A 19921-nucleotide genomic window follows, 5' to 3' on the forward strand; every position below is an offset into this window, starting at 1 on the left:
GGATACGAAAAATGCTCGCTTTCTTCGAAAGTCCGCTGAACGTCCTGCGCCTGTCGAGCCGCGTGCTTGTCGCCGGCCTGGCCTTGCTGTCGGTCGGCCTCTACGGGGCCTATCTGCATCAAGGGCACTTGCCGCTCGGGTTGCTGGTGACGATGCATGCCTTGACCGTCATCGGGCCGACCCTGCTCAAGATCGGCTACGTGATGCGGCTGGTCTCGGAGCGTCGCTTGGGGCTTGTGCATGCGCCAGCGGAGGCTTGCCATGCGTAACCTGTCCGATGCGCCGCTGTTCAGTGTCGGCTTTCGGCCGCTGTTTCTCGCCGGGGCCGGGTTTGCCGTGCTGGCGGTGATGGTCTGGGGTCTGTGGCTGCACGGCCATTGGCTTGCCCTGCAACCTGCGGGCGGCATGCTGGCCTGGCACCGCCATGAGATGCCGTTCGGGTTCGCAGCGGCGATCGTCGGCGGCTTTTTGCTGACGGCGGTGCCGAACTGGACGGGCATTGCGCCCCTGCGCGGATGGCCGCTGATCGCGCTGGTGTCGGTCTGGCTGGCGGGGCGTCTGGCGTGGTGGGTGCCATTGCCCGCCGGTGCGGTGCTGCTGGTGCAAGGGGCATTTCTGCCCTTGCTGGCGGGGCTGCTGGGACGGGATCTGATCGCTGCGCGCAAGCGGGACAACTACCCGATCGTGCTGGTGCTGGCGTTGATGGCGGGCTGTCAGGCGCTGACCCTGTCCGGCCTTCACTTGGATGACGCCGGTCTGCAACGTCAGGGCGTGCTGGCCGCGCTGTGGCTGATCGCGGCGCTGATGACCGTGATCGGCGGGCGGGTGCTGCCGTTCTTCATCCAGCGCGGCTTGAACCGGCCGCCCGCGCCGCCGGCCGGTGCATGGCCGACGCGGCTGTTGCTGCCCGCCAGCCTGCTGATCGCCGTGACCTTCGCCGCCGGCCTCAACGATTCGCCGAGCCTGTGGCTGGCGGCGGCGTTTGTCCTTGTCGGCGGTTTGCAGGTGTGGCGCCTGATCCGTTGGCATGACCGCGGACTGTGGCGCGTGCCGCTGCTGTGGTCGCTGTACCTGGCCTATGGCTGGATGGCGCTGGCGACCCTGGCCATGGCGCTGTGGCACCTGGAGCTGATCGGGCAGCAGAGCCTGGCCACCCATGCGTTGGCGGTCGGCGGGGTGGGCGGGCTGATTCTGGCGATGATCGCCAGGGTCTGCCTCGGGCACACCGGGCGTCTGTTGCAACCGCCCAAAGGCATGGTGTCCGGGTTTGCGCTGGTGCTGGCCGCGGCGGCCTGCCGGGTGTGGGTCGTGCCGTTCTCCAGCCTGGGCCTGGGCTTGTCGGTGTTGCTCTGGTGCGCCGCCTTCGGCTTGTTCCTGCTGCGCTATACCGGGATTCTGTTCAGGCCGAGGGTCTAGGGCCGCTGGGGCACTGCGCCGTCTCAGTCCCGCCGTTCGGCCACCAGCAGCAGCGACTGCGGCACGGGACTTTGCGGGTGCTGGGGTTCGCGCAGTTCGGCCAGCCGCCAACCGGCCATGTCCAGTGCGCAGGTCCAGCTCGACAGGGTGCGCATGTACCACGGCATCGGTTGCCAGTGCCCCTTGAACCCGGCGAACGACTCTTCGCGCCAGCCGTCCTGATAGTCGCCGGCCGCTGCGGCCCAAGGGTGCAGCGTCTGGATCACCAGCGCGCCGCCGGGGGCGAGCAGGGCGTTCAGGGCGGCGAGCAGCGGGATGATGTCCTGGTGCAGCAGGGAGAAGTTGGCGCAGATCAGGTCGTAGCCGTGACCGATGTCCACCCGGCCGTCCGCCAGTTCGTCATAGCTGGCCACATGCACCGGCGCAGAGCCCGCCGCCCGTGCGGCCTCCACCAGCGTGGCGTCGCCGTCCACGCCCACCGCCTCGATCCCTCTTTCGCTCAAGGCCCGCAGCAGCCAGCCTTCGCCGCAGCCCAGGTCGAGCACGCGTTCGGGCTGCCTGCCGAGGATCGCCAGCAGGATCGCCTGGTCGGTGACGGTGCGGCGGCTCTCGATGGCGCCGCTGCGCACCGCGCAGATCCAGGCCGCAGCGTTCTGGTGCCAGCTGTGCAGGAGGGCGGCTTCGGGGGTGGGCATCGCGGGCTCCTCTATCGTGGACTGCCGGCAAGCATAGGCCATCGGCCAAAGGCTAGCTGTGATCGGCCACCCGCAGGCTGTTGCGGCCGCCGCGTTTAGAGGCGTAGAGCGCGCTGTCGCCTTGCTCGATCAGCGCCGCCAGGCTGGCCGGCGGATGCTCGAAGATCTTGGCGCCGATGCTCAGGGTCACGGCCTGCGGGGTGGCGAAGTCCTGCGTGGCGGCGGCGTGGAACCGTTCGCGCAGGGTGCCGCCGAGCGCCATGATCCGCTCGTGGGACGCGTCGCCCGTCAGGATGACGAACTCGTCCCCGCCCAACCGCGCCGCCAGCGCGCCTTCGGGCAGCGCCGCGCGGATCAGCTCGCTGAGCGTTACCAGCAGACGGTCGCCGGCGACGTGGCCGTACAGGTCGTTGACCAGTTTGAAATGGTCGATGTCGATCAGCAGCAGCGCACCGGGCCGGGCGCTGGAGACGCCGTCCAGCAGGCGCGGCGCCTGCACTTCCAGGGCGCGGCGGTTGTAGAGGCCGGTCAACGGATCCTGCGCCGCCAGCCGCGCGATCTGGGTTTCCCGGCGGTGGCGTTCGGTGCCGGTCATCGACAGGGCGATCAGCATGATCGCCATCGCGCCCTCGACCAGGGAGATCTGAATGATCTCGCCGCGCAGGGCCGCGAGGTCGATCAGCGTGCCCGGCACCACCGCCGTCAGGGCCTTGGCCACATAGAACAGCCCGTGGATCAGCAGCACATAGCGCAGTTGCACGGCGCCGATGCTCAGCGACTTGCCGTGGGGGCGCAGCAGGAAACTCGCCCGCAGGGTGACCAGGGCCACCAGCAGCGAATTGCTCATCAGCATGACCTTCGACCACAAGGCGTCATCCGGCAGCCACAGCAGGCCGAGCCAGGCCGGGACGATCAAGTACCAGCCTCCCGACAGGCGCTGGCGGGTGAACCGCGCCACCCCCAGCAGGAACAGCCAGTGGGCGACCACCAGCAAGCCGTTGGCGAACCAGATGCCGATCAGCAGATAGCCGCCGCTGCGCAGCAGGGCGAGGGTCGAGCCCACGGTGATGGTGGCGAAGCCCGCGCTCCAGCACAGCAGCGAGGCTTCGCGGATGCTGCGCCATTCGACCGCCAGGTAAAGGGCCGCCGCCGCAGCCAGGGCGGTGGAAATGGTCAGCATCGTGAGGGGGTCGAGCGCCATGGACGGGCGGGCCTGCGTGGGAGGTGAAAAGGCGCACGATTGTAAGCGTTCGCCCCGGCGCCTGCTATTTTCACTCACCGGATATTCCATTTTGCGGAGGTGCAGCATGGATCGGTTCACGGGCGGTTGTCTGTGCGGCGAAGTCCGTATCGAAGCGACGGGCCGGCCTTACCGGGTGGGCATCTGTCACTGCCTCGATTGCCGCAAGCTCCATGGCGCGCTGTTCCATGCGTCGGCGATCTTTCCCGAGGGCGCAGTGACGGTCACCGGCCAGTCCGGCAGCTACGGCGGGCGATTCTTTTGCCCGCGCTGCGGCTCGTCGGTGTTCTCCCGCTCGGGCGACGAAATCGAAGTGAACCTGGGCTCGCTCGATGCGCCAGACCAGCTGCAGCCGACCTATGAGCTGTGGACGGTGCGGCGCGAATCGTGGCTGCCGGCGTTCGCGCTGGCCAGGCACTACCCGCGCGACCGCGAAGGGACGGGGCGCGAGGAAGGGTAGGTGAACCGGGGCCGTCCGGCCCCGGCCGCCGTTGCGTCAACTGCGGATGAACGCCAGCAGGTCGGCGTTGATCGTCTCGGCGTGGGTCGTCGGCATCCCGTGGGGGAAGCCCGGATAGATCTTCAGGGTGCTGTTCTTCAGCAATTTCGCCGACAGCACGCCCGAGTTCTCGTAGGGCACGATCTGGTCATCGTCGCCGTGCATCACCAGCACCGGGATCGTCACGCGCTTGAGGTCTTCGGTGAAGTCGGTCTGGGAGAAGGCCACAATGCCGTCGTAATGGGCCTTGGCGCCGCCCATCATGCCCTGGCGCCACCAGTTCAGCACCACCGCCTCCAGCGGCTTGGCGCCGGGCCGGTTGTAGCCGTAGAACGGCCCGGCGGGCACGTCGTGGTAGAACTGCGAACGGTTGGCCGCGAGCTGCGCCTGCAGGTCGTCGAACACCGATTTGGGCAGGCCGCCGGGGTTGGCGGCGGTCTTGACCATCAGCGGCGGCACCGCGCTGATGATCGCGGCCTTGGCCACCCGATCCTCGCCGTGCCGCGCGATGTAGTGGATGACCTCTCCGCCGCCGGTGGAGTGGCCGACGTGCACGGCCTTCTGCGTGCCCAGATGGTTGACCACCGCCGCCACGTCGTCGGCGTAGTGGTCCATGTCATGGCCGTCCCAGACCTGGCTCGACCGCCCGTGGCCGCGGCGGTCGTGGGCCACCACCCGAAAGCCTTGGGCGAGGAAGAACAGCATCTGCGCGTCCCAGTCGTCGGCGCTCAGCGGCCAGCCGTGGTGGAAGTGGATCACCGGGGCATCCTTGGGGCCCCAGTCCTTGTAGAAGATCTCGACGCCGTCTTTCGTGGTGACATAGCCCATGTTCGCGACTCCTCAAAACAGGGTGGTTTGTTGACAAGCGTTATCAACTCTAGGATTGAAGCGGGCTTTAAGGTCAAGGAATTTACGAACGGTCGCGGCCCCTCGCCGATCAGTCCCGTGAATGACGGACGACAGGCGCCATCGGCTTGACCTTAAAGTTCGGTTGAATCTTAGAGTGAGGCGCACCGGCTCTCTGCCGGGCCACTCACCGAGAAAGGTCAGCCAACATGAGCAAGCGCTTTACAGAGGTCGAATTCGGGCCGCACACGGTCGAGGTGCTGGAGGGCGGCTACTACGACCGCTTCCGGATGAACCCCGACCTCGATCAGGTGGCCCGGGACAAGGCGGCCGGCAACATCGACTTCTTCCGGCGCATTCCCAAGCAGCAGGTGGCCTCCCGCGTCGGACCGACCTGGGCGCCGAACTTCTATTACCGCACCGGCAGCGTCCAGCTGCTGTTCCTGGCGCCCCTGGACCGGTTGCGCGCCACCTTGCCGGCGCCGCTCGAACCGCTGCGGGCCTTTCCCGGCTACGGGCTGGTGGCGCTGACGTTCTTCACCTATTCGGTGTGCGACAACGACCCCTATGACGAAGTGTCGGTGGCGGTCGTCGTGCGCCGTCCCGGGGCCCGTGGCTCCCACGCGCTGGAACTGATGGACGCCATGCGCCGGCGCAGTTTCACCGCCCATGTGCTGGCGCTTCCGGTGAACACCGAGATCGCCCGTGTGCGCGGTGTTCACGGCTATCAGCTGCCCAAGTGGCGTGCCGACATCGAAGTGAACATCGGCGCCGAGGTCAGCGCCCGCATCGCCGGGCCCAAGGGCTTGCCGGACCTGCAGCTCAAGGTGCCGCTGCCGCCGCTGAGCCACGTGCAGCCCCAGTCGCGCATGGGCACCGCCACCATGATCCATCAGGTCGATGGCCTGTGGCACCAGAGCGTGGTGCAGAGCAACACACTATCCTTTGCCCAACGCCTGTTCCCCCGAAACGTGCGGCTGGAGCGCACCGGCGGCCCGCTGAGCCAGTTGCTCGACGGCCTGGGGGCTTCGCGGATCCTGCGCCTGGACGTGATCAAGGATGCGCAGATCGTGCTGAACCTGCCGGTGCCGCTGAACGCGTTCGGCCAGACCGCCACCCACCGGAGCGAGTGATCGAAATGACCCGCCGGATCCTCCATGTCGTCACCAACGTCGCCCACTATGCCGACCCGTCCGAGCCGACCGGGCTTTGGCTGGGTGAGCTGACCCACGCCTGGCAGGTGTTCGCCGCCAAGGGCTTCGAGCAGCGGCTGGTCAGCCCGCTCGGCGGCGCCAGCCCCCTGGAGCCGCGCGCCCTGAAGTGGCCGATGCTCGACCGTTCGGCCAGCGCCTGGCTCAACGATCCGGCGAGCATGGCGCTGCTGGCCGAAACCGCCAGCCCTGACCAGGTCGACACGGCCGAATTCGATGCGATCTATTTCACCGGCGGGCACGCGGTGATGTGGGACTTTCCCGAGGACGCCGGCCTGCAGCGGCTGACCCGGGAGATCTACGAGCGGGGCGGCATCGTCTCGTCGGTCTGTCACGGCTATTGCGGGCTGCTCAACACGCGGCTGTCGGACGGCAGCCTGCTGGTGGCCGGGCGTAAGGTCACCGGTTATTCATGGTTCGAGGAAGTGCTGGCCGGCGTTGCGGGCAAGGTGCCGTACAACTCGGAACAGCAGATGAAGGCACGCGGCGCGCGCTACGAAAAGGCGCTGCTGCCGTTCACTTCCAAGGTCGTCACCGACGGCCGGCTGGTGACCGGGCAGAATCCTCAGTCGGCCAAAGCCACGGCGCAGCAGGTGGCGGCGATGCTGTGAACGGATGACCGGCGGTCGCGGCGGCTGGCCGTCGGGGCAAATTGCGCTTAGCTCAAAGGGATAACCGAGGCGCGCGCAGGCATCGACCGCCGCAGCGACGCCCCCTTCAGAACACCGTGAGTCTGAGGAAGTCCCCGATGCTGACCTTGAACATCAACGGCAAGGATCAGGAGCTCGATGTCCCGGCGGACATGCCGTTGCTCTGGGTCCTGCGCGACGTCGCGCACCTGACCGGCACCAAATTCGGCTGCGGCATGGCCCAGTGCGGCGCTTGCACCGTCCACGTCGACGGCGCGCCGATGCGCTCGTGCATCACGCCGGCCACCGCCGTGGCCCATGGCCAGAAAATCCTCACCATCGAAGGCCTGTCCAGCGACGGCTCGCACCCGGTGCAGCGGGCCTGGGCCGAGCTGGACGTGGTGCAGTGCGGCTACTGCCAGTCCGGGCAGATCATGTCCGCCGCCGCGCTGCTGGCGAAGATCCCCAAGCCCACCGACAGCGACATCGACCAGGCGCTCTCCGGCAACATCTGCCGCTGCGGCACCTATCCGAGAATCCGCGCGGCGGTCAAACGCGCGGCCGACATCGGATGAGTCCGGCCAAAGGAGGCGAGCGATGAACGGTTCCGTATCCCGTCGGGGATTTCTCAAGGGCAGCGCCGTGCTGGGCGGCGGGCTGGTGGTGGCGTTCAATGTGCCCGGCGGGCATCGTTTCGCCAGGGCGGCGGACAATGAAGGCAAGGTGTTTGCGCCCAACGCTTTCCTGCGCATCGGCGCCGACGACAGCGTCACCGTGCTGCTGGGCCATTCGGAAATGGGCCAGGGCATCTGGACCGGCCTGACCATGCTGATCGCCGAAGAGCTGGACGCCGACTGGTCGAAGATCCGCGTCGAGCATTCGCCGGCGTCGGCGGCCGACTACGGCATGCCGGCCTTCGGCGGGATGCAGATCACCGGCGGTTCGACCTCGACCTGGATGGAGTTCGACCGCTACCGCCTGGCCGGGGCCACGGCGCGGCAGATGCTGGTCGAGGCGGCGGCCAAGCGCTTCGGGGTGGCGCCTTCGGCGATTCGCACCGAGTCCGGCGTGGTGATCGCCGGCGACCAGCGCGCCACCTACGGCGAACTGGCGGACGCCGCCGGACAACTGCCGGCGCCGGATCCGAAAACCATCGTGTTCAAGCAGGCCAAGGACTGGAAAGTCATCGGCAAACCCACCAAGCGCCTCGACACCCCGGAGAAAATCACCGGCCGCGCCAAGTTCGGCATGGACGTGCAGTTCGGCGGGCTGATGACCGCGATGGTCGCCCGGGCGCCGGTGTTCGGCGCCACCGTCAAATCCTTCGAAGGCGCCGAGGCGCTGGCGGTGCCCGGCGTGCACAAGGTGGTGCAGGTGCCCAGCGGGGTGGCGGTGATCGCCGAGCACTACTGGGCGGCCAAGTTGGGCCGAGATGCGCTGAAGGTCGATTGGGATCCGGGCCCCCACGCGGACCTGAGCAGCGAGAAGCTGCTGGACAGCTTCCGCAAACTGGCGGCCACCCCGGGCACCTCCGCCAGCCAGGCCGGGGACGCCAAGGGCAACTTCGCCAAGGCCGCGAAGAAGATCGAGGTCGAATACAGCGTGCCGTACCTGGCCCACGCGCCGATGGAGCCGCTCAACTGCACGGTGAAGATCAGCGCCGACAAGTGCGAGATCTGGACCGGCACCCAGTTCCAGACTTTGGATCAGATGATCGCCGGCAAGATCACCGGGCTGAAGCCTGAGCAGGTCGAGATCCACACCGAGTTCCTCGGCGGCGGCTTCGGCCGGCGGGCCAACCCGACGTCTGACTTCGTCGCCGAAGCGGTGCAGGTGGCGAAGGCGGCGGCCATGCCGGTGAAGACCGTGTGGTCGCGGGAGGACGACATCCGCGGCGGCTACTACCGCTCGATGTTCCTGCACCAGGCCCGGGTCGGGCTCGGCGCCGACGGCCTGCCGCAGGCCTGGCAGCATGTGCTGGTCGGGCAGTCGATCATGACCGGCACCTTGCTGGAAGCGACCATGGTCAAGAACGGCATCGACCCGACCTCGGTCGAAGGCGTGGCCGACAGCCCTTACCTCAAGGAACTGGCGCACCGGCAGGTCGAACTGCATTCGCCGCAGACCGGCATCAACGTGCTGTGGCTGCGCTCGGTGGGGCACACCCACACCGCGTTCGTCATGGAGTCGCTGATCGACGAGCTGGCCGCAGCGGCGGGCAAGGATCCGGTGGAGTACCGGCGCACCTTGCTCAAGGCCCATCCGCGCCACCTCGGGGTGCTCAACCTGGCGGTGGAGAAGGCAGGCTGGAAGGCGCCGCTGCCCGACGGCCACGCCCTCGGGGTGGCGGTGCACGAGTCGTTCGGCAGTTACGTGGCGCAGGTGGCCGAGGTGTCCCAGGACAACCTGGCGATCCGCGTGCACCGGGTGGTGTGCGCGGTGGACTGCGGGATTGCGGTCAACCCGCAGAGCATCGCCGCGCAGATGGAGTCGTGCATCACCTTCGGCCTGGGCATGGCGCTGCACAGCAAACTGACCGTCAAGGACGGGCGGGTGGTGCAGTCCAACTATCACGACTATCAGGTACTGCGCCTGAACGAGATGCCGACGGTCGAGGTGCACATCGTGCCCAGCACCGACAAGCCCGGCGGCATCGGCGAGGCAGGGGTGCCGCCCACCGCGCCGGCGGTGGCCAACGCGCTGTACGCCCTGACCGGGCAACGCCTGCGGGAACTGCCGCTGCAACTGTCGGGGGTGTGAGATGAGACGCCATCTGCTGTTGGGCACGGTGATTCTGATCGGTCTGGGCGGCTACGCCTCGGATCTGTTCGCCGACGATCAGGAAGCCTTGAAGGCGTTCGGCACGGTGCAGAAGGTGTTCCAGAGCCCGCGCTGCCAGAACTGCCACATTCCCGGCGATTCGCCGTTGCAGTTCGACGCCGGCACGCCCCATGCGATGAACGTGGTGCGCGGGCTGGACGGCAAGGGCGCCGCCGGGCTGCCCTGCGCCACCTGCCACGCCGAAAGCAATCCGCCGGCCAGCTACGGCCCCCATGCGCCCCCGGGGGCGCCGCACTGGAGCCTGCCGCCGGCCGCGCACAAGATGGCCTGGATCGGCCTGCCGCCGGACAGGCTGTGCGCCATGATCAAGGACCGCGCCAGCAACGGCGACCGCGACTTCGCGGCGCTGATCAAGCATGTCAGCGAAGACAAGCTGGTGCTCTGGGGCTGGAACCCCGGCGCCGGGCGCCAACCCGTGCCGGTGCCGCACGATATTTTCGTCGAACAGTTCAAGCTGTGGGCCGGTGCCGGCGGGCCGTGTCCGGTGACGGGCGGCTGATGGTCTACGCTCAGGGGCAGACCCCTCAATGGAGTGAGCGATGTTGCCCCCCGGAAAACCCGTCAATGAGCAGGCCCGCGTAGCGACGCTGCACGGGCTCAATGTCCTCGACACCTTGCCTGAGGAACGCTTTGACCGCCTCACCCGCCTGGCGCGGCGGGTGTTCAACGTGCCGATCGCGCTGGTCAGCTTGGTGGATGCCGAGCGCCAGTGGTTCAAGTCGTGCGTGGGGCTCGACGCCACGGAGACCGGGCGTGACGTGTCGTTCTGCGGCCATGCGATCCTGGGCGATCAGATCCTGCAGGTCGACGATGCGGCGCAGGACGAGCGCTTCCACGACAACCCGCTGGTCACCGGCAATCCCGGCATCCGCTTCTATGCCGGTTGCCCGCTGACGGTCGGTGACGGCAGCAAGCTGGGCACGCTGTGCCTGATCGACACCAAACCCCGCCGGCTCGACGACGAAGAGCGCGAACTGCTGCGCGATCTCGCCCGGATGGCCGAGCAGGAGCTGATGGCGGTGCAGATGGCGACCCTGGACGAGCTGACGCTGCTGTCCAACCGCCGGGGCTTCAAGGCCTTGGCGCAGCATGGCCTGGACGCCTGCGTCCGGCTCGGCAAACCGGCGACGCTGCTGTTCTTCGACCTCAACGACTTCAAGCAGATCAACGACCTGTTCGGCCACGCCGAGGGCGACAGCGCCCTCAAGACTTTCGCCGACGTGCTGCGCATCGCCTTCCGGGAGAGCGACGTGGTGGGCCGGCTCGGCGGCGACGAGTTCGTGGCGCTGCTGACCGGCTCCAGCCATGTCGAGACCACGTCGATCATGGCCCGGCTCAAGGACATCCTCGACGAGCGCAACGCCATCCTGCAACGCGGCTACGACATCCGCTTCAGCGTCGGCCAGATCGAATATGACCCGCAGCGGCACGACACGGTGGATCGGCTGCTGGCCGACGCCGACGGGGCGATGTATGCGCACAAACAGGCGCTGAAGCGCCGCTGACCGCAGGGGCTCGCGATGGCGGTGGGTCAGGCAACAGAGATGTCAGCAGTGCCGGCCCCATCGCCAGCAGGCTGGCTCCCACAGGGTTCGGTGGTGTGCAACCCATCTTGCAGACACCTGCGGTTCCTGTGGGAGCGGGCTTGCCCGCGATGGCGGTGGGTCAGGCAGCAGAGATGCCGGCAGTGCTGGCCTCATCGCTGGCAAGCCAGCTCCCACAGGTTTCGGTGATGTTTGCCGATTCTGCAGACACCTGCGGTTCCTGTGGGAGCGGGCTTGCTCGCGATGGCGGTGGGTCAGGCAACAGAGATGTCAGCAGTGCCGGCCCCATCGCCAGCAGGCTGGCTCCCACAGGGTTCGGTGGTGTGCAACCCATCTTGCAGACACCTGCGGTTCCTGTGGGAGCGGGCTTGCCCGCGATGGCGGTGGGTCAGGCAGCAGAGATGCCGGCAGTGCTGGCCTCATCGCTGGCAAGCCAGCTCCCACAGGTTTCGGTGATGTTTGCCGATTCTGCAGACACCTGCGGTTCCTGTGGGAGCGGGCTTGCCCGCGATGGCGGTGGGTCAGGCAGCAGAGATGTCGGCAGTGCTGGCCTCATCGCTTGCAGGCAAGCTCCCATAGGGTTCAGCGGTGTGCAGAGATCCTGCGGGCAGGTGGGATCCACTGTGGGAGCCAGCCTGCTGGCGATGAGGCCGGGACAGTTGAAACCTTCATGCCTGACACGCCGCCATCGCATGCGGATCCTGCATTCCCACGGTGACCCCGGGGAATGCAGGATCCGCAGGCACAAAAAACCCGCCGGATGGCGGGTTTTTCGTCGGCTAACCGAAGATCACTCTTCGATGTTGCCCATGGCGGTGGTGTTGAAGCCGCCGTCCACGTACATGATTTCACCGCTGATGCCCGACGCCAGGTCGGAGCACAGGAAGGCGCCGGCGTTGCCGACTTCTTCGATGGTGACGTTGCGGCGCAGCGGGGTCTGCGCTTCGTTGGCGGCCAGCATCTTGCGGAAGTTCTTGATGCCGGAAGCGGCCAGGGTGCGGATCGGGCCGGCCGATACGCAGTTGACGCGGGTGCCGTCCGGGCCCAGGGAGCCGGCCAGGTAACGCACGCCGGCTTCCAGCGAAGCCTTGGCCATGCCCATCACGTTGTAGTTCGGCATGGTGCGCTCGGCGCCCAGGTAGGACAGGGTCAGCAGGCTGCCGTTGCGGCCTTTCATCATCTCGCGGCCGGCCTTGGCCAGGGCCACGAAGCTGTAGGCGCTGATGTCGTGGGCGATGCGGAAACCTTCGCGGGTGGTGGCTTCGGTGAAGTCGCCGTCCAGTTGGTCGCCCGGGGCGAAGCCGACGGAGTGCACGATGCAGTCCAGGCCGTCCCACTTCTTGCTCAGCTCCTCGAAGACCTTGGCGATCTCTTCGTCGCTGGCCACGTCACAAGGGAAGCACAGATCCGCGCTCGAACCCCAGCCTGCGGCGAACTCTTCGACACGACCTTTCAATTTGTCGTTCTGATAAGTGAAGGCAAGCTCAGCGCCCTCGCGATGCATGGCGGCAGCGATGCCGGATGCGATGGACAGCTTGCTGGCGACACCGACGATCAGTACGCGCTTACCGGCGAGAAAACCCATGTGTTGCTCCTCTTTCAGGTTATTGCGCAGAGGCTGGCGCCAAAAAAGCGGCTTCCAGCAACTGCTGTGTATACGGATGTCGGGGGGCGGCAAAGATGTCTTGCGCGTCCCCCTGTTCGACCACTTGGCCATGCTTGACCACCATCAGCTGGTGGCTCAGCGCTTTGACGACAGCCAGGTCATGGCTGATGAACAAATACGTCAGGTTGTACTTGGCTTGCAGTGAACGCAACAGCTCCACCACTTGCCGCTGCACCGTCCGGTCGAGCGCCGAAGTGGGCTCGTCCAGCAGGATCAGCGCCGGCTTGAGCACCAGGGCCCGGGCAATGGCGATACGCTGCCGTTGCCCACCGGAAAATTCATGGGGGTAGCGGTGCCGGGTCTCCGGATCCAGGCCTACCTCCTTCAACGCGGCGATGATCGCCGCCTCTTGCTCCGCTTCGGTGCCGATCCCGTGGATCCGCAGGCCTTCGCCGACGATCTGGCTCACGCACATGCGCGGGCTCAGGCTGCCGAACGGATCCTGGAACACCACCTGCATCTCCCGGCGCAGCGGGCGGACTTCGTTCTGCGTCAGGCAGTCTAGCTGCTTGCCCTCGAAACGGATGCCGCCGCGGCTGCCGATCAGCCGCAGGATCGCCAGACCCAGCGTCGACTTGCCGGAACCGCTTTCGCCCACGATCCCCAACGTCTGCCCCTGAGGCAGGCTGAAGCGGATGCCGTCCACGGCCTTGACGTGGTCCACCGTGCGCTTGAACAGGCCTTTCTTGATCGGGAACCAGACCTTCAGATCCTCGACCTCCAGCAGCGGCGCCCCGGCCTTGTTGCCCGCCGGGCCTCCGCTGGGCTCCGCCGCCAGCAGCTCCCGAGTGTACGGATGCTGCGGAGAACGGAACAACTCGGCGCACGATGCCTGTTCGACGATGCAACCGCGCTGCATGACACATACGCGGTGCGCAATTCTTCGCACCAGGTTCAAATCGTGGCTGATCAGCAGCAGCGCCATGCCCAGCCGGGCCTGCAGTTCCTTGAGCAGATCGAGGATTTTCAGCTGCACGGTCACGTCCAGCGCGGTGGTCGGCTCATCGGCGATCAGCAGCTCCGGCTCGTTGGCCAGGGCCATGGCGATCATCACCCGCTGGCGCTGGCCGCCGGAGAGTTCGTGGGGCAGGGCCTTGAGCCGCTTGGCGGGTTCGGGGATGCCGACCATCTCCAGCAGCTCCAGGGTGCGCCGGGTGGCGACCTTGCCGGTCAGGCCCTTGTGGATGCCCAGCACCTCGTTGATCTGCTTCTCGATGGAGTGCAGCGGGTTGAGCGAGGTCATCGGCTCCTGGAAGATCATCGCGATGCGGTTGCCGCGGATGTGGCGGATGGTCTTTTCCTTCAGGTCCAGCAGGTTCTGCCCGGCGTAGTTGATGCTGCCGGCGGGATGGCGGGCGAGCGGGTAGGGCAGCAGGCGCAGGATCGAGTGCGCCGTCACCGACTTGCCGGAGCCGCTTTCGCCGACCAGGGCCAGGGTCTCGCCGCGCTTGATGTCGAAGCTCACGCCCTCCACCACCCGCTGGATGCGGTCGCCCAGGCCGAACTCGACGGCGAGGTCGCGCACTTCGATCAGATTGTCCTGATTCATTTCACTTCCTCGGGTCGAAGGCGTCGCGGGCGGATTCGCCGATGAACACCAGAAGGCTCAGCATCAGGGCCAGCACGGCGAACGCGCTCATCCCCAGCCACGGCGCCTGCAGGTTGGATTTGCCCTGGGCCACCAGCTCGCCCAGCGACGGGCTGCCCGCCGGCAAACCGAAGCCGAGGAAGTCCAGGGCCGTGAGGGTGCCGATGGCGCCGGTCAGGATGAACGGCATGAAAGTCATGGTCGAGACCATGGCGTTGGGCAGGATGTGGCGGAACATGATCGCGCCGTTGCGCATCCCCAGCGCCCGGGCCGCCCGCACGTATTCGAGGTTGCGCCCGCGCAGGAATTCGGCGCGCACCACGTCCACCAGGCTCATCCAGGAGAACAGCAGCATGATCCCCAGCAGCCACCAGAAGTTCGGCTGCACGAAACTGGCCAGGATGATCAGCAGGTACAGCACCGGCAGCCCCGACCAGATCTCCAGGAAGCGCTGGCCGGCCAGGTCGACCCAGCCGCCGTAGAAGCCTTGCAGTGCGCCGGCGATCACGCCGATCAGCGAACTGAGCACCGTCAGGGTGAGGGCGAACAGCACCGAGATGCGAAAGCCATAGATCACCCGCGCCAGCACGTCGCGGCCCTGATCGTCGGTGCCCAGCAGGTTGACCGCCGAGGGCGGGGCGGGGGCGGGGACCTTCAGGTCGTAGTTGATGCTCTGGTAGCTGAACGGAATCGGCGCCCACAGCACCCAGGCGTCCTTGCTCTGGAGCAGTTCGCGGATGTACGGGCTCTTGTAGTTGGCCTCCAGCGGGAATTCGCCGCCGAACGCGGTTTCCGGGTAGCGCTTGAGCGCCGGGAAATACCATTGGTCGTCGTAGTGGATCGCCAGCGGCTTGTCGTTGGCGATCAGTTCGGCGCCAAGGCTCAAGCCGAACAGGATCAGGAACAGCCACAGCGACCACCAGCCGCGCTTGTTGGCCTTGAACAGTTCGAAGCGGCGGCGGTTGAGAGGGGACAGGTTCATCTCAATGCTCCCGGCTTTCGAAGTCGATGCGCGGATCGACCAGGGTGTAGGTGAGGTCGCCGATCAGTTTCACCACCAGCCCCAGCAGGGTGAAGATGAACAGGGTGCCGAACACCACCGGGTAGTCGCGGTTGATCGCCGCCTCGAAACTCATCAGGCCGAGGCCGTCGAGGGAGAAGATCACTTCCACCAGCAGGGAACCGGTGAAGAAGATGCCGATGAACGCCGACGGGAACCCGGCGATCACCAGCAGCATCGCGTTGCGGAACACATGGCCGTACAGCACGCGGCGGCGGGTCAGGCCCTTGGCCTTGGCGGTGACCACGTACTGCTTGTTGATCTCGTCGAGGAAGCTGTTCTTGGTCAGCAGGGTCATGGTCGCGAAGTTGCCGATCACCAGGGCGGTCACCGGCAGCGCCAGGTGCCAGAAGTAGTCGAGGACCTTGCCGCCCAGGCTCAGTTCGTCGAAGTTGTTCGAAGTCAGGCCCCGCAGCGGGAACCAGTCCAGGTAACTGCCGCCGGCGAACACCACGATCAGCAGGATCGCGAACAGGAACGCCGGGATCGCGTAGCCGACGATGATCGCCGAGCTGGTCCAGACGTCGAAGTGGCTGCCGTGCCGGGTGGCCTTGGCGATCCCCAGCGGGATCGACACCAGGTACATGATCAGCGTGCTCCACAGGCCCAGAGAGATCGACACCGGCATCTTTTCCTTGATCAGGTCGATCACCTTGGCGTCGCGGAAGAAGCTGTCGCCGAAATCCAGCCGGGCGTAGTTCTTGACCATGATCCACAGGCGTTCCGGGGCCGACTTGTCGAACCCGTACATGTGCTCGATTTCCTTGATCAGCGCCGGATCCAGGCCCTGGGCGCCGCGGTAGGACGAACCGGCCACCGACACCTCGGCGCCGCCGCCGGCGATGCGGCTGGTGGCGCCTTCGAAGCCTTCGAGCTTGGCGATCATCTGCTCCACCGGCCCGCCGGGGGCGGCCTGGATGATCACGAAGTTGATCAGCAGGATGCCGAACAGGGTCGGGATGATCAGCAGCAGTCGCCGAAAAATGTACGCCAGCATCTGATTACTCCGTGTCCGCTGGGGCGGCCTGCAGTTGGGTCTGGACTTCTATCGCCGGTTTGGCGTCGGGCTTGATCCACCAGGTATCAATGCCGATGTCGTACTTGGGGGAGACTTTCGGATGGCCGATGTGGTTCCAGTACGCCACGCGCCAGGTCTTGATGTGCCAGTTGGGGATCACGTAGTAGCCCCATTGCAGCACGCGGTCGAGGGCCCGGGCGTGGGCCACCAGGCTCTTGCGCGAATCGGCGTTGATCAGTTGCTCCACCAGCCGGTCGACCACCGGATCCTTCAGGCCCATCGAGTTGCGGCTGCTGGGCTTGTCGGCGGCGGCGCTCATCCAGAACTCGCGCTGCTCGTTGCCCGGCGAGTTGGACTGCGGGAAGCTGCCGACGATCATGTCGAAGTCCCGCGAACGCACGCGGTTGACGTACTGCGAGACGTCCACGCGACGGATCACCAGGTCGATGCCCAGGTCGCTCAGGTTGCGCTTGAACGGCAGCAGCACCCGCTCGAAATCGGTCTGGGCCAGCAGGAACTCGATGACCACCGGTTTGCCGTCGGCGTCGACCATCTTGTCGTCGACGATCTTCCAGCCGGCCTCTTGCAGCAGCTGGTAGGCCTCGCGCTGCTGCGGGCGGATCATGCCGCTGCCGTCGGTCTTGGGGTTTTCGAATGCCTCGCTGAACACCTGGGCCGGCAACTGGCTGCGGAACGGGTCGAGGATCGCCAGTTGGTCGGCGTCCGGCAGGCCGGTGGCGGCCATTTCCGAGTTCTCGAAATAGCTGCGGGTGCGCGCATAGGCGCTGTTGAACAATTGCTTGTTGGTCCACTCGAAGTCCAGCAGCAGGCTCAGGGCCTGACGCACCCGCACGTCGTGGAACACCGGACGGCGCAGGTTGTAGACGAAACCCTGCATGCCGGTGGGGTTGCCGTTGGGGATCTGCTCCTTGATCAGCCGCCCCTCGGTGACGGCGGGGACGTTGTAGGCATTGGCCCAGTTCTTGGCGGTCATCTCCAGCCAATAGTCGAACTGCCCGGCCTTGAGGGCTTCCAGCGCCACGGTGTTGTCGCGGTAGTAGTCGGTGGTCATCACGTCGAAGTTGTAGAAGCCTCGGTTGACCGGCAGGTCCTTGCCCCAGTAGTCCTTGACCCGCTCGTAGCGCACGGAGCGTCCGGCCTTCACTTCAGCCACACGGTACGGGCCGCTGCCCAGCGGGATCTCCAGGTTGCCCTTGTTGAAGTCGCGGCTGGCCCACCAGTGTTTCGGCAGCACCGGCAACTGGCCGAGGATCAGCGGCAGTTCGCGGTTGTTGGTGTGCTTGAACTTGAACAGCACCTTGAGCGGGTCTTCGGCGATGACGTCGTCGACGTCATTGTAGTAGCCGCGGTACAGGGGCGAGCCGTCCTTGGTGAGGGTCTGGAAGCTGAACACCACGTCCTCGGCGCGCACCGGATGGCCGTCGTGGAAGCGCGCCTCCGGGCGCAGGTAGAAGCGCACCCAGCTGTTGTCCGGGGCCTTTTCGATCTTGCCGGCGATCAGGCCGTATTCGGTGAAGGGCTCGTCCAGGCTGTGGCGGGTGAGGGTGTCGTAGATCTGCCCGATGTTGTCCGCCGGCACGCCTTTGCTGATGAACGGGTTGAGGCTGTCGAAGCCGCCGAACCCGGCCTGGCGGAAGATCCCGCCCTTGGGCGCGTCGGGGTTCACGTAGTCGAACTGCTTGAAGTCGGCCGGGTATTTGGGCGGCTCGTTGTACAGGGTCACGGCGTGCTGCGGGGCGGCGCAGGCCAGCCCGGCGAACAGCAGGCCGCTGGCCTGCAGGAGCAGGGCGCGGAAGGGTTTCATCGATCTTTCTCCGAAGACTTCAGCCACCACGCGCTCAGGCCCAGGGTGTAGGGGGGCGTGGTGACGAAGGCGAACCGGTTGCGGTAGGCCAGGCGGTGATAATTGAGGTACCAGTTGGGAATGCTGTAGTGCTGCCACAGCAGCACGCGGTCCAGTGCCTTGCCGGCGGCCACCTGCTCGTCCCGGGTGCGGGCGGCGAGCAATTGCTCGAGCAGGTGGTCGACCACGGGGTCGGCGATGCCGGCGTAGTTCTTGCTGCCCTTGACGGCGGCCTGGCTTGAGTGGAAGTACTGCCATTGCTCAAGCCCAGGGCTCAGGGTCTGGTTGAGCGTCATCAGAATCATGTCGAAATCGAACTGATCCAGGCGTTGCTTGTACTGGGCGCGGTCCACGGTGCGCAGCCGGGCGTCGATGCCGATGCTGTTGAGGTTCTCGACATAGGGCTGGAGGATCCGCTCCAGGTTCGGGTTGACCAGCAGGATCTCGAAGCGCAAGGGTTGCCCGACGGCGTTCTGCAGGCGCTGGCCGTTGAGCGTCCAGCCCGCTTCGGCCAGCAGCCCCAGGGCCTTGCGCAGGGTGTCCCGGGGGATGCCGCGGCCGTCGGTCTGCGGCAGGCTGAAGGGTTCGGTGAACAGGCGGGCCGGGAGCTGATCCTTGTACGGCTTGAGCATCAGCCATTCATGGCCCACCGGCAGGCCTTCGGCGCTGAATTCGCTGTTGGGGTAGTAACTGACGCTGCGCCGGTAGGCATCGCTGAACAGGGCGCGGTTGGTCCATTCGAAATCGAACATCAGGCCCAGGGCTTCGCGCACCTTGATCTGGGCGAAGACCGGACGCCGGGTGTTCATGAACAGGCCCTGGCTCTGGGTCGGGATCCGGTGCGGGATCTGCGCCTTGATCACCTCGCCGCGGCGCAGGGCCGGGAAGTTGTAGCCGTTGGCCCAGTTCTTGGCCTGGTGCTCGATGTAGATGTCGAACTCGTCGGCCTTGAACGCTTCGAAGGCCACGTCGCTGTCGCGGTAGAACTCGACCTCCATGCGGTCGACGTTGTACTTGCCGCGGTTGACCGGCAGGTCCTTGCCCCAATAGTCCTTGATCCGTTCGAAGACCAACTGGCGCCCGGGCGTCACCGAGGTGATGCGGTAAGGGCCGCTGCCCAGCGGCGGTTCGAAGGTGGTGGCCTTGAAGTCGCGGCCTTTCCAGTAATGCTGGGGCAGCACCGGCAGTTCGCCCAGGCGCAGGATCAGCAAGGGATTGCCCGAACGCTTGAGCACGAAGCGGATGCGCTGCGGGCTGAGGATGTCGACCCGCGACACCTCCTGAAGGCTGGTGCGGTACAGCGGATGGCCTTCCTTGAGCAGCAGGCGGTAGGAAAAAGCGACGTCGTAGGCGGTGATCGGCGTGCCGTCATGGAAGCGCGCCTGCGGACGCAGGTTGAACACCACCCAACTGCGGTCTTCGCTGTATTCCACCGATTGCGCGATCAGGCCGTAGCTGGAGGCCGGCTCGTCCCCGGAGGGCGCGTACTGGCCGGTGCCGACCATCAGCGGTTCGTTCAGCTCGTTGATACCGTACTGCAGGAAATTCGGCGTGGTGACCGGGCTGGTGCCCTTGAAGGTGTAGGGGTTGAGCGTATCGAAGGTGCCGAACGCCATCACCCGCAACGTGCCGCCCTTGGGCGCCTGCGGGTTGACCCAGTCGAAGTGGGTGAAGCTGGCCGGGTACTTGAGCGTGCCGAACTGCGCGTAACCGTGGCTTTCGGTGATGGTCGCGCTTGCGGGAGAGCTCAAGGCCAGGCTGATCAGGAACAGGAGGAAGGGACGCTTCAAGTCGGATCCGGTCC

The 19921-nt window shown here is 66.4% G+C and carries 18 protein-coding genes; 9 read left to right on the plus strand and 9 right to left on the minus strand.

Annotation, left to right across the window (positions count from 1 at the left end; translation table 11 throughout):
* Positions 1–11 precede the first annotated feature (11 nt).
* The gene (locus CAG31_RS17870; protein ID WP_085583521.1) at positions 12–269 is read left to right on the plus strand and encodes a transmembrane sensor/regulator PpyR; all 258 of its coding nucleotides are present in this window, start codon (positions 12–14) and stop codon (positions 267–269) included.
* Positions 262–1416: an NnrS family protein gene (locus CAG31_RS17875; protein ID WP_085583523.1), complete on the plus strand. Its 1155-nt coding sequence runs from the start codon at positions 262–264 to the stop codon at positions 1414–1416. Before CAG31_RS17870 ends, CAG31_RS17875 begins: the two co-directional genes overlap by 8 nt.
* A gap of 23 nt (positions 1417–1439) precedes the next feature.
* Here CAG31_RS17875 and CAG31_RS17880 read toward each other — a convergent pair whose 3' ends face one another.
* Together CAG31_RS17880 and CAG31_RS17885 are read right to left on the minus strand one after the other, a co-directional pair.
* Positions 1440–2111: a bifunctional 2-polyprenyl-6-hydroxyphenol methylase/3-demethylubiquinol 3-O-methyltransferase UbiG gene (locus CAG31_RS17880; RefSeq protein WP_085583525.1), complete on the minus strand. Its 672-nt coding sequence runs from the start codon at positions 2109–2111 to the stop codon at positions 1440–1442.
* Between the two features lie 52 nt (positions 2112–2163).
* Positions 2164–3312, minus strand: coding sequence for a GGDEF domain-containing protein (locus CAG31_RS17885; protein WP_085583527.1), 1149 nt, complete (start codon positions 3310–3312; stop codon positions 2164–2166).
* A gap of 106 nt (positions 3313–3418) precedes the next feature.
* Here CAG31_RS17885 and CAG31_RS17890 point away from each other — a divergent pair, with 106 nt between their 5' ends.
* Complete coding sequence (locus CAG31_RS17890; RefSeq protein WP_085583529.1) at positions 3419–3811, plus strand: GFA family protein; 393 nt, start codon at positions 3419–3421, stop codon at positions 3809–3811.
* A gap of 36 nt (positions 3812–3847) precedes the next feature.
* Here CAG31_RS17890 and CAG31_RS17895 read toward each other — a convergent pair whose 3' ends face one another.
* On the minus strand, positions 3848–4678 hold the full coding sequence (locus tag CAG31_RS17895) for an alpha/beta fold hydrolase (RefSeq protein WP_085583531.1): 831 nt from the start codon (positions 4676–4678) through the stop codon (positions 3848–3850).
* A gap of 227 nt (positions 4679–4905) precedes the next feature.
* Between CAG31_RS17895 and CAG31_RS17900 the strand changes: the two genes are divergently transcribed.
* The 6 genes from CAG31_RS17900 to CAG31_RS17925 all read left to right on the plus strand — a co-directional run bounded on the left by CAG31_RS17900 (position 4906) and on the right by CAG31_RS17925 (position 10882).
* Positions 4906–5829: an acetoacetate decarboxylase family protein gene (locus CAG31_RS17900; protein WP_085583533.1), complete on the plus strand. Its 924-nt coding sequence runs from the start codon at positions 4906–4908 to the stop codon at positions 5827–5829.
* Between the two features lie 5 nt (positions 5830–5834).
* A complete protein-coding gene (locus tag CAG31_RS17905) occupies positions 5835–6518 on the plus strand; it encodes a type 1 glutamine amidotransferase domain-containing protein (RefSeq protein WP_085583620.1) in 684 nt (227 codons plus the stop codon).
* A gap of 137 nt (positions 6519–6655) precedes the next feature.
* Entirely contained in the window at positions 6656–7111 is a 456-nt protein-coding gene (locus CAG31_RS17910) for a (2Fe-2S)-binding protein (RefSeq protein ID WP_085583535.1), read from the plus strand.
* A 22-nt stretch (positions 7112–7133) separates the two neighbouring features.
* Positions 7134–9296, plus strand: a complete 2163-nt coding sequence (locus CAG31_RS17915) for a xanthine dehydrogenase family protein molybdopterin-binding subunit (RefSeq protein ID WP_085583538.1) — start codon at positions 7134–7136, stop codon at positions 9294–9296.
* Between the two features lies 1 nt (position 9297).
* A complete protein-coding gene (locus CAG31_RS17920) occupies positions 9298–9876 on the plus strand; it encodes a hypothetical protein (RefSeq protein ID WP_085583540.1) in 579 nt (192 codons plus the stop codon).
* A 40-nt stretch (positions 9877–9916) separates the two neighbouring features.
* Complete coding sequence (locus tag CAG31_RS17925; RefSeq protein WP_085583542.1) at positions 9917–10882, plus strand: diguanylate cyclase; 966 nt, start codon at positions 9917–9919, stop codon at positions 10880–10882.
* An 829-nt stretch (positions 10883–11711) separates the two neighbouring features.
* On the opposite strand, the gene fabI is transcribed toward CAG31_RS17925, so the two are convergent.
* The 6 genes from fabI to CAG31_RS17955 are packed head-to-tail and all read right to left on the minus strand — an operon-like array spanning position 11712 to position 19907.
* A complete protein-coding gene (fabI, locus tag CAG31_RS17930; RefSeq protein ID WP_085583544.1) occupies positions 11712–12506 on the minus strand; it encodes an enoyl-ACP reductase FabI in 795 nt (264 codons plus the stop codon).
* A gap of 19 nt (positions 12507–12525) precedes the next feature.
* On the minus strand, positions 12526–14136 hold the full coding sequence (locus CAG31_RS17935; protein ID WP_085583546.1) for an ABC transporter ATP-binding protein: 1611 nt from the start codon (positions 14134–14136) through the stop codon (positions 12526–12528).
* A gap of 1 nt (position 14137) precedes the next feature.
* Entirely contained in the window at positions 14138–15157 is a 1020-nt protein-coding gene (locus tag CAG31_RS17940) for an ABC transporter permease (protein WP_085583548.1), read from the minus strand.
* Between the two features lies 1 nt (position 15158).
* The gene (locus CAG31_RS17945; protein ID WP_085583550.1) at positions 15159–16232 is read right to left on the minus strand and encodes a microcin C ABC transporter permease YejB; all 1074 of its coding nucleotides are present in this window, start codon (positions 16230–16232) and stop codon (positions 15159–15161) included.
* 4 nt (positions 16233–16236) lie between these two features.
* Entirely contained in the window at positions 16237–18078 is a 1842-nt protein-coding gene (locus tag CAG31_RS17950) for an extracellular solute-binding protein (RefSeq protein ID WP_085583552.1), read from the minus strand.
* A complete protein-coding gene (locus CAG31_RS17955; RefSeq protein WP_085583554.1) occupies positions 18075–19907 on the minus strand; it encodes an extracellular solute-binding protein in 1833 nt (610 codons plus the stop codon). Before CAG31_RS17955 ends, CAG31_RS17950 begins: the two co-directional genes overlap by 4 nt.
* Positions 19908–19921: the final 14 nt, after the last annotated feature.

Source organism: Pseudomonas sp. R25(2017), from assembly GCF_002112565.1.
Classification (GTDB): domain Bacteria; phylum Pseudomonadota; class Gammaproteobacteria; order Pseudomonadales; family Pseudomonadaceae; genus Aquipseudomonas; species Aquipseudomonas ekonensis.

Coding starts and splice junctions, on each gene's coding strand:
- CAG31_RS17870 (WP_085583521.1), top strand. CDS start 12: ATGCTCGCTTTCTTCGAAAGTCCGCTGAACGTCCTGCGCCTGTCGAGC.
- CAG31_RS17875 (WP_085583523.1), top strand. CDS start 262: ATGCGTAACCTGTCCGATGCGCCGCTGTTCAGTGTCGGCTTTCGGCCG.
- CAG31_RS17880 (WP_085583525.1), bottom strand. CDS start 2,111: ATGCCCACCCCCGAAGCCGCCCTCCTGCACAGCTGGCACCAGAACGCT.
- CAG31_RS17885 (WP_085583527.1), bottom strand. CDS start 3,312: ATGGCGCTCGACCCCCTCACGATGCTGACCATTTCCACCGCCCTGGCT.
- CAG31_RS17890 (WP_085583529.1), top strand. CDS start 3,419: ATGGATCGGTTCACGGGCGGTTGTCTGTGCGGCGAAGTCCGTATCGAA.
- CAG31_RS17895 (WP_085583531.1), bottom strand. CDS start 4,678: ATGGGCTATGTCACCACGAAAGACGGCGTCGAGATCTTCTACAAGGAC.
- CAG31_RS17900 (WP_085583533.1), top strand. CDS start 4,906: ATGAGCAAGCGCTTTACAGAGGTCGAATTCGGGCCGCACACGGTCGAG.
- CAG31_RS17905 (WP_085583620.1), top strand. CDS start 5,835: ATGACCCGCCGGATCCTCCATGTCGTCACCAACGTCGCCCACTATGCC.
- CAG31_RS17910 (WP_085583535.1), top strand. CDS start 6,656: ATGCTGACCTTGAACATCAACGGCAAGGATCAGGAGCTCGATGTCCCG.
- CAG31_RS17915 (WP_085583538.1), top strand. CDS start 7,134: ATGAACGGTTCCGTATCCCGTCGGGGATTTCTCAAGGGCAGCGCCGTG.
- CAG31_RS17920 (WP_085583540.1), top strand. CDS start 9,298: ATGAGACGCCATCTGCTGTTGGGCACGGTGATTCTGATCGGTCTGGGC.
- CAG31_RS17925 (WP_085583542.1), top strand. CDS start 9,917: ATGTTGCCCCCCGGAAAACCCGTCAATGAGCAGGCCCGCGTAGCGACG.
- fabI (WP_085583544.1), bottom strand. CDS start 12,506: ATGGGTTTTCTCGCCGGTAAGCGCGTACTGATCGTCGGTGTCGCCAGC.
- CAG31_RS17935 (WP_085583546.1), bottom strand. CDS start 14,136: ATGAATCAGGACAATCTGATCGAAGTGCGCGACCTCGCCGTCGAGTTC.
- CAG31_RS17940 (WP_085583548.1), bottom strand. CDS start 15,157: ATGAACCTGTCCCCTCTCAACCGCCGCCGCTTCGAACTGTTCAAGGCC.
- CAG31_RS17945 (WP_085583550.1), bottom strand. CDS start 16,232: ATGCTGGCGTACATTTTTCGGCGACTGCTGCTGATCATCCCGACCCTG.
- CAG31_RS17950 (WP_085583552.1), bottom strand. CDS start 18,078: ATGAAACCCTTCCGCGCCCTGCTCCTGCAGGCCAGCGGCCTGCTGTTC.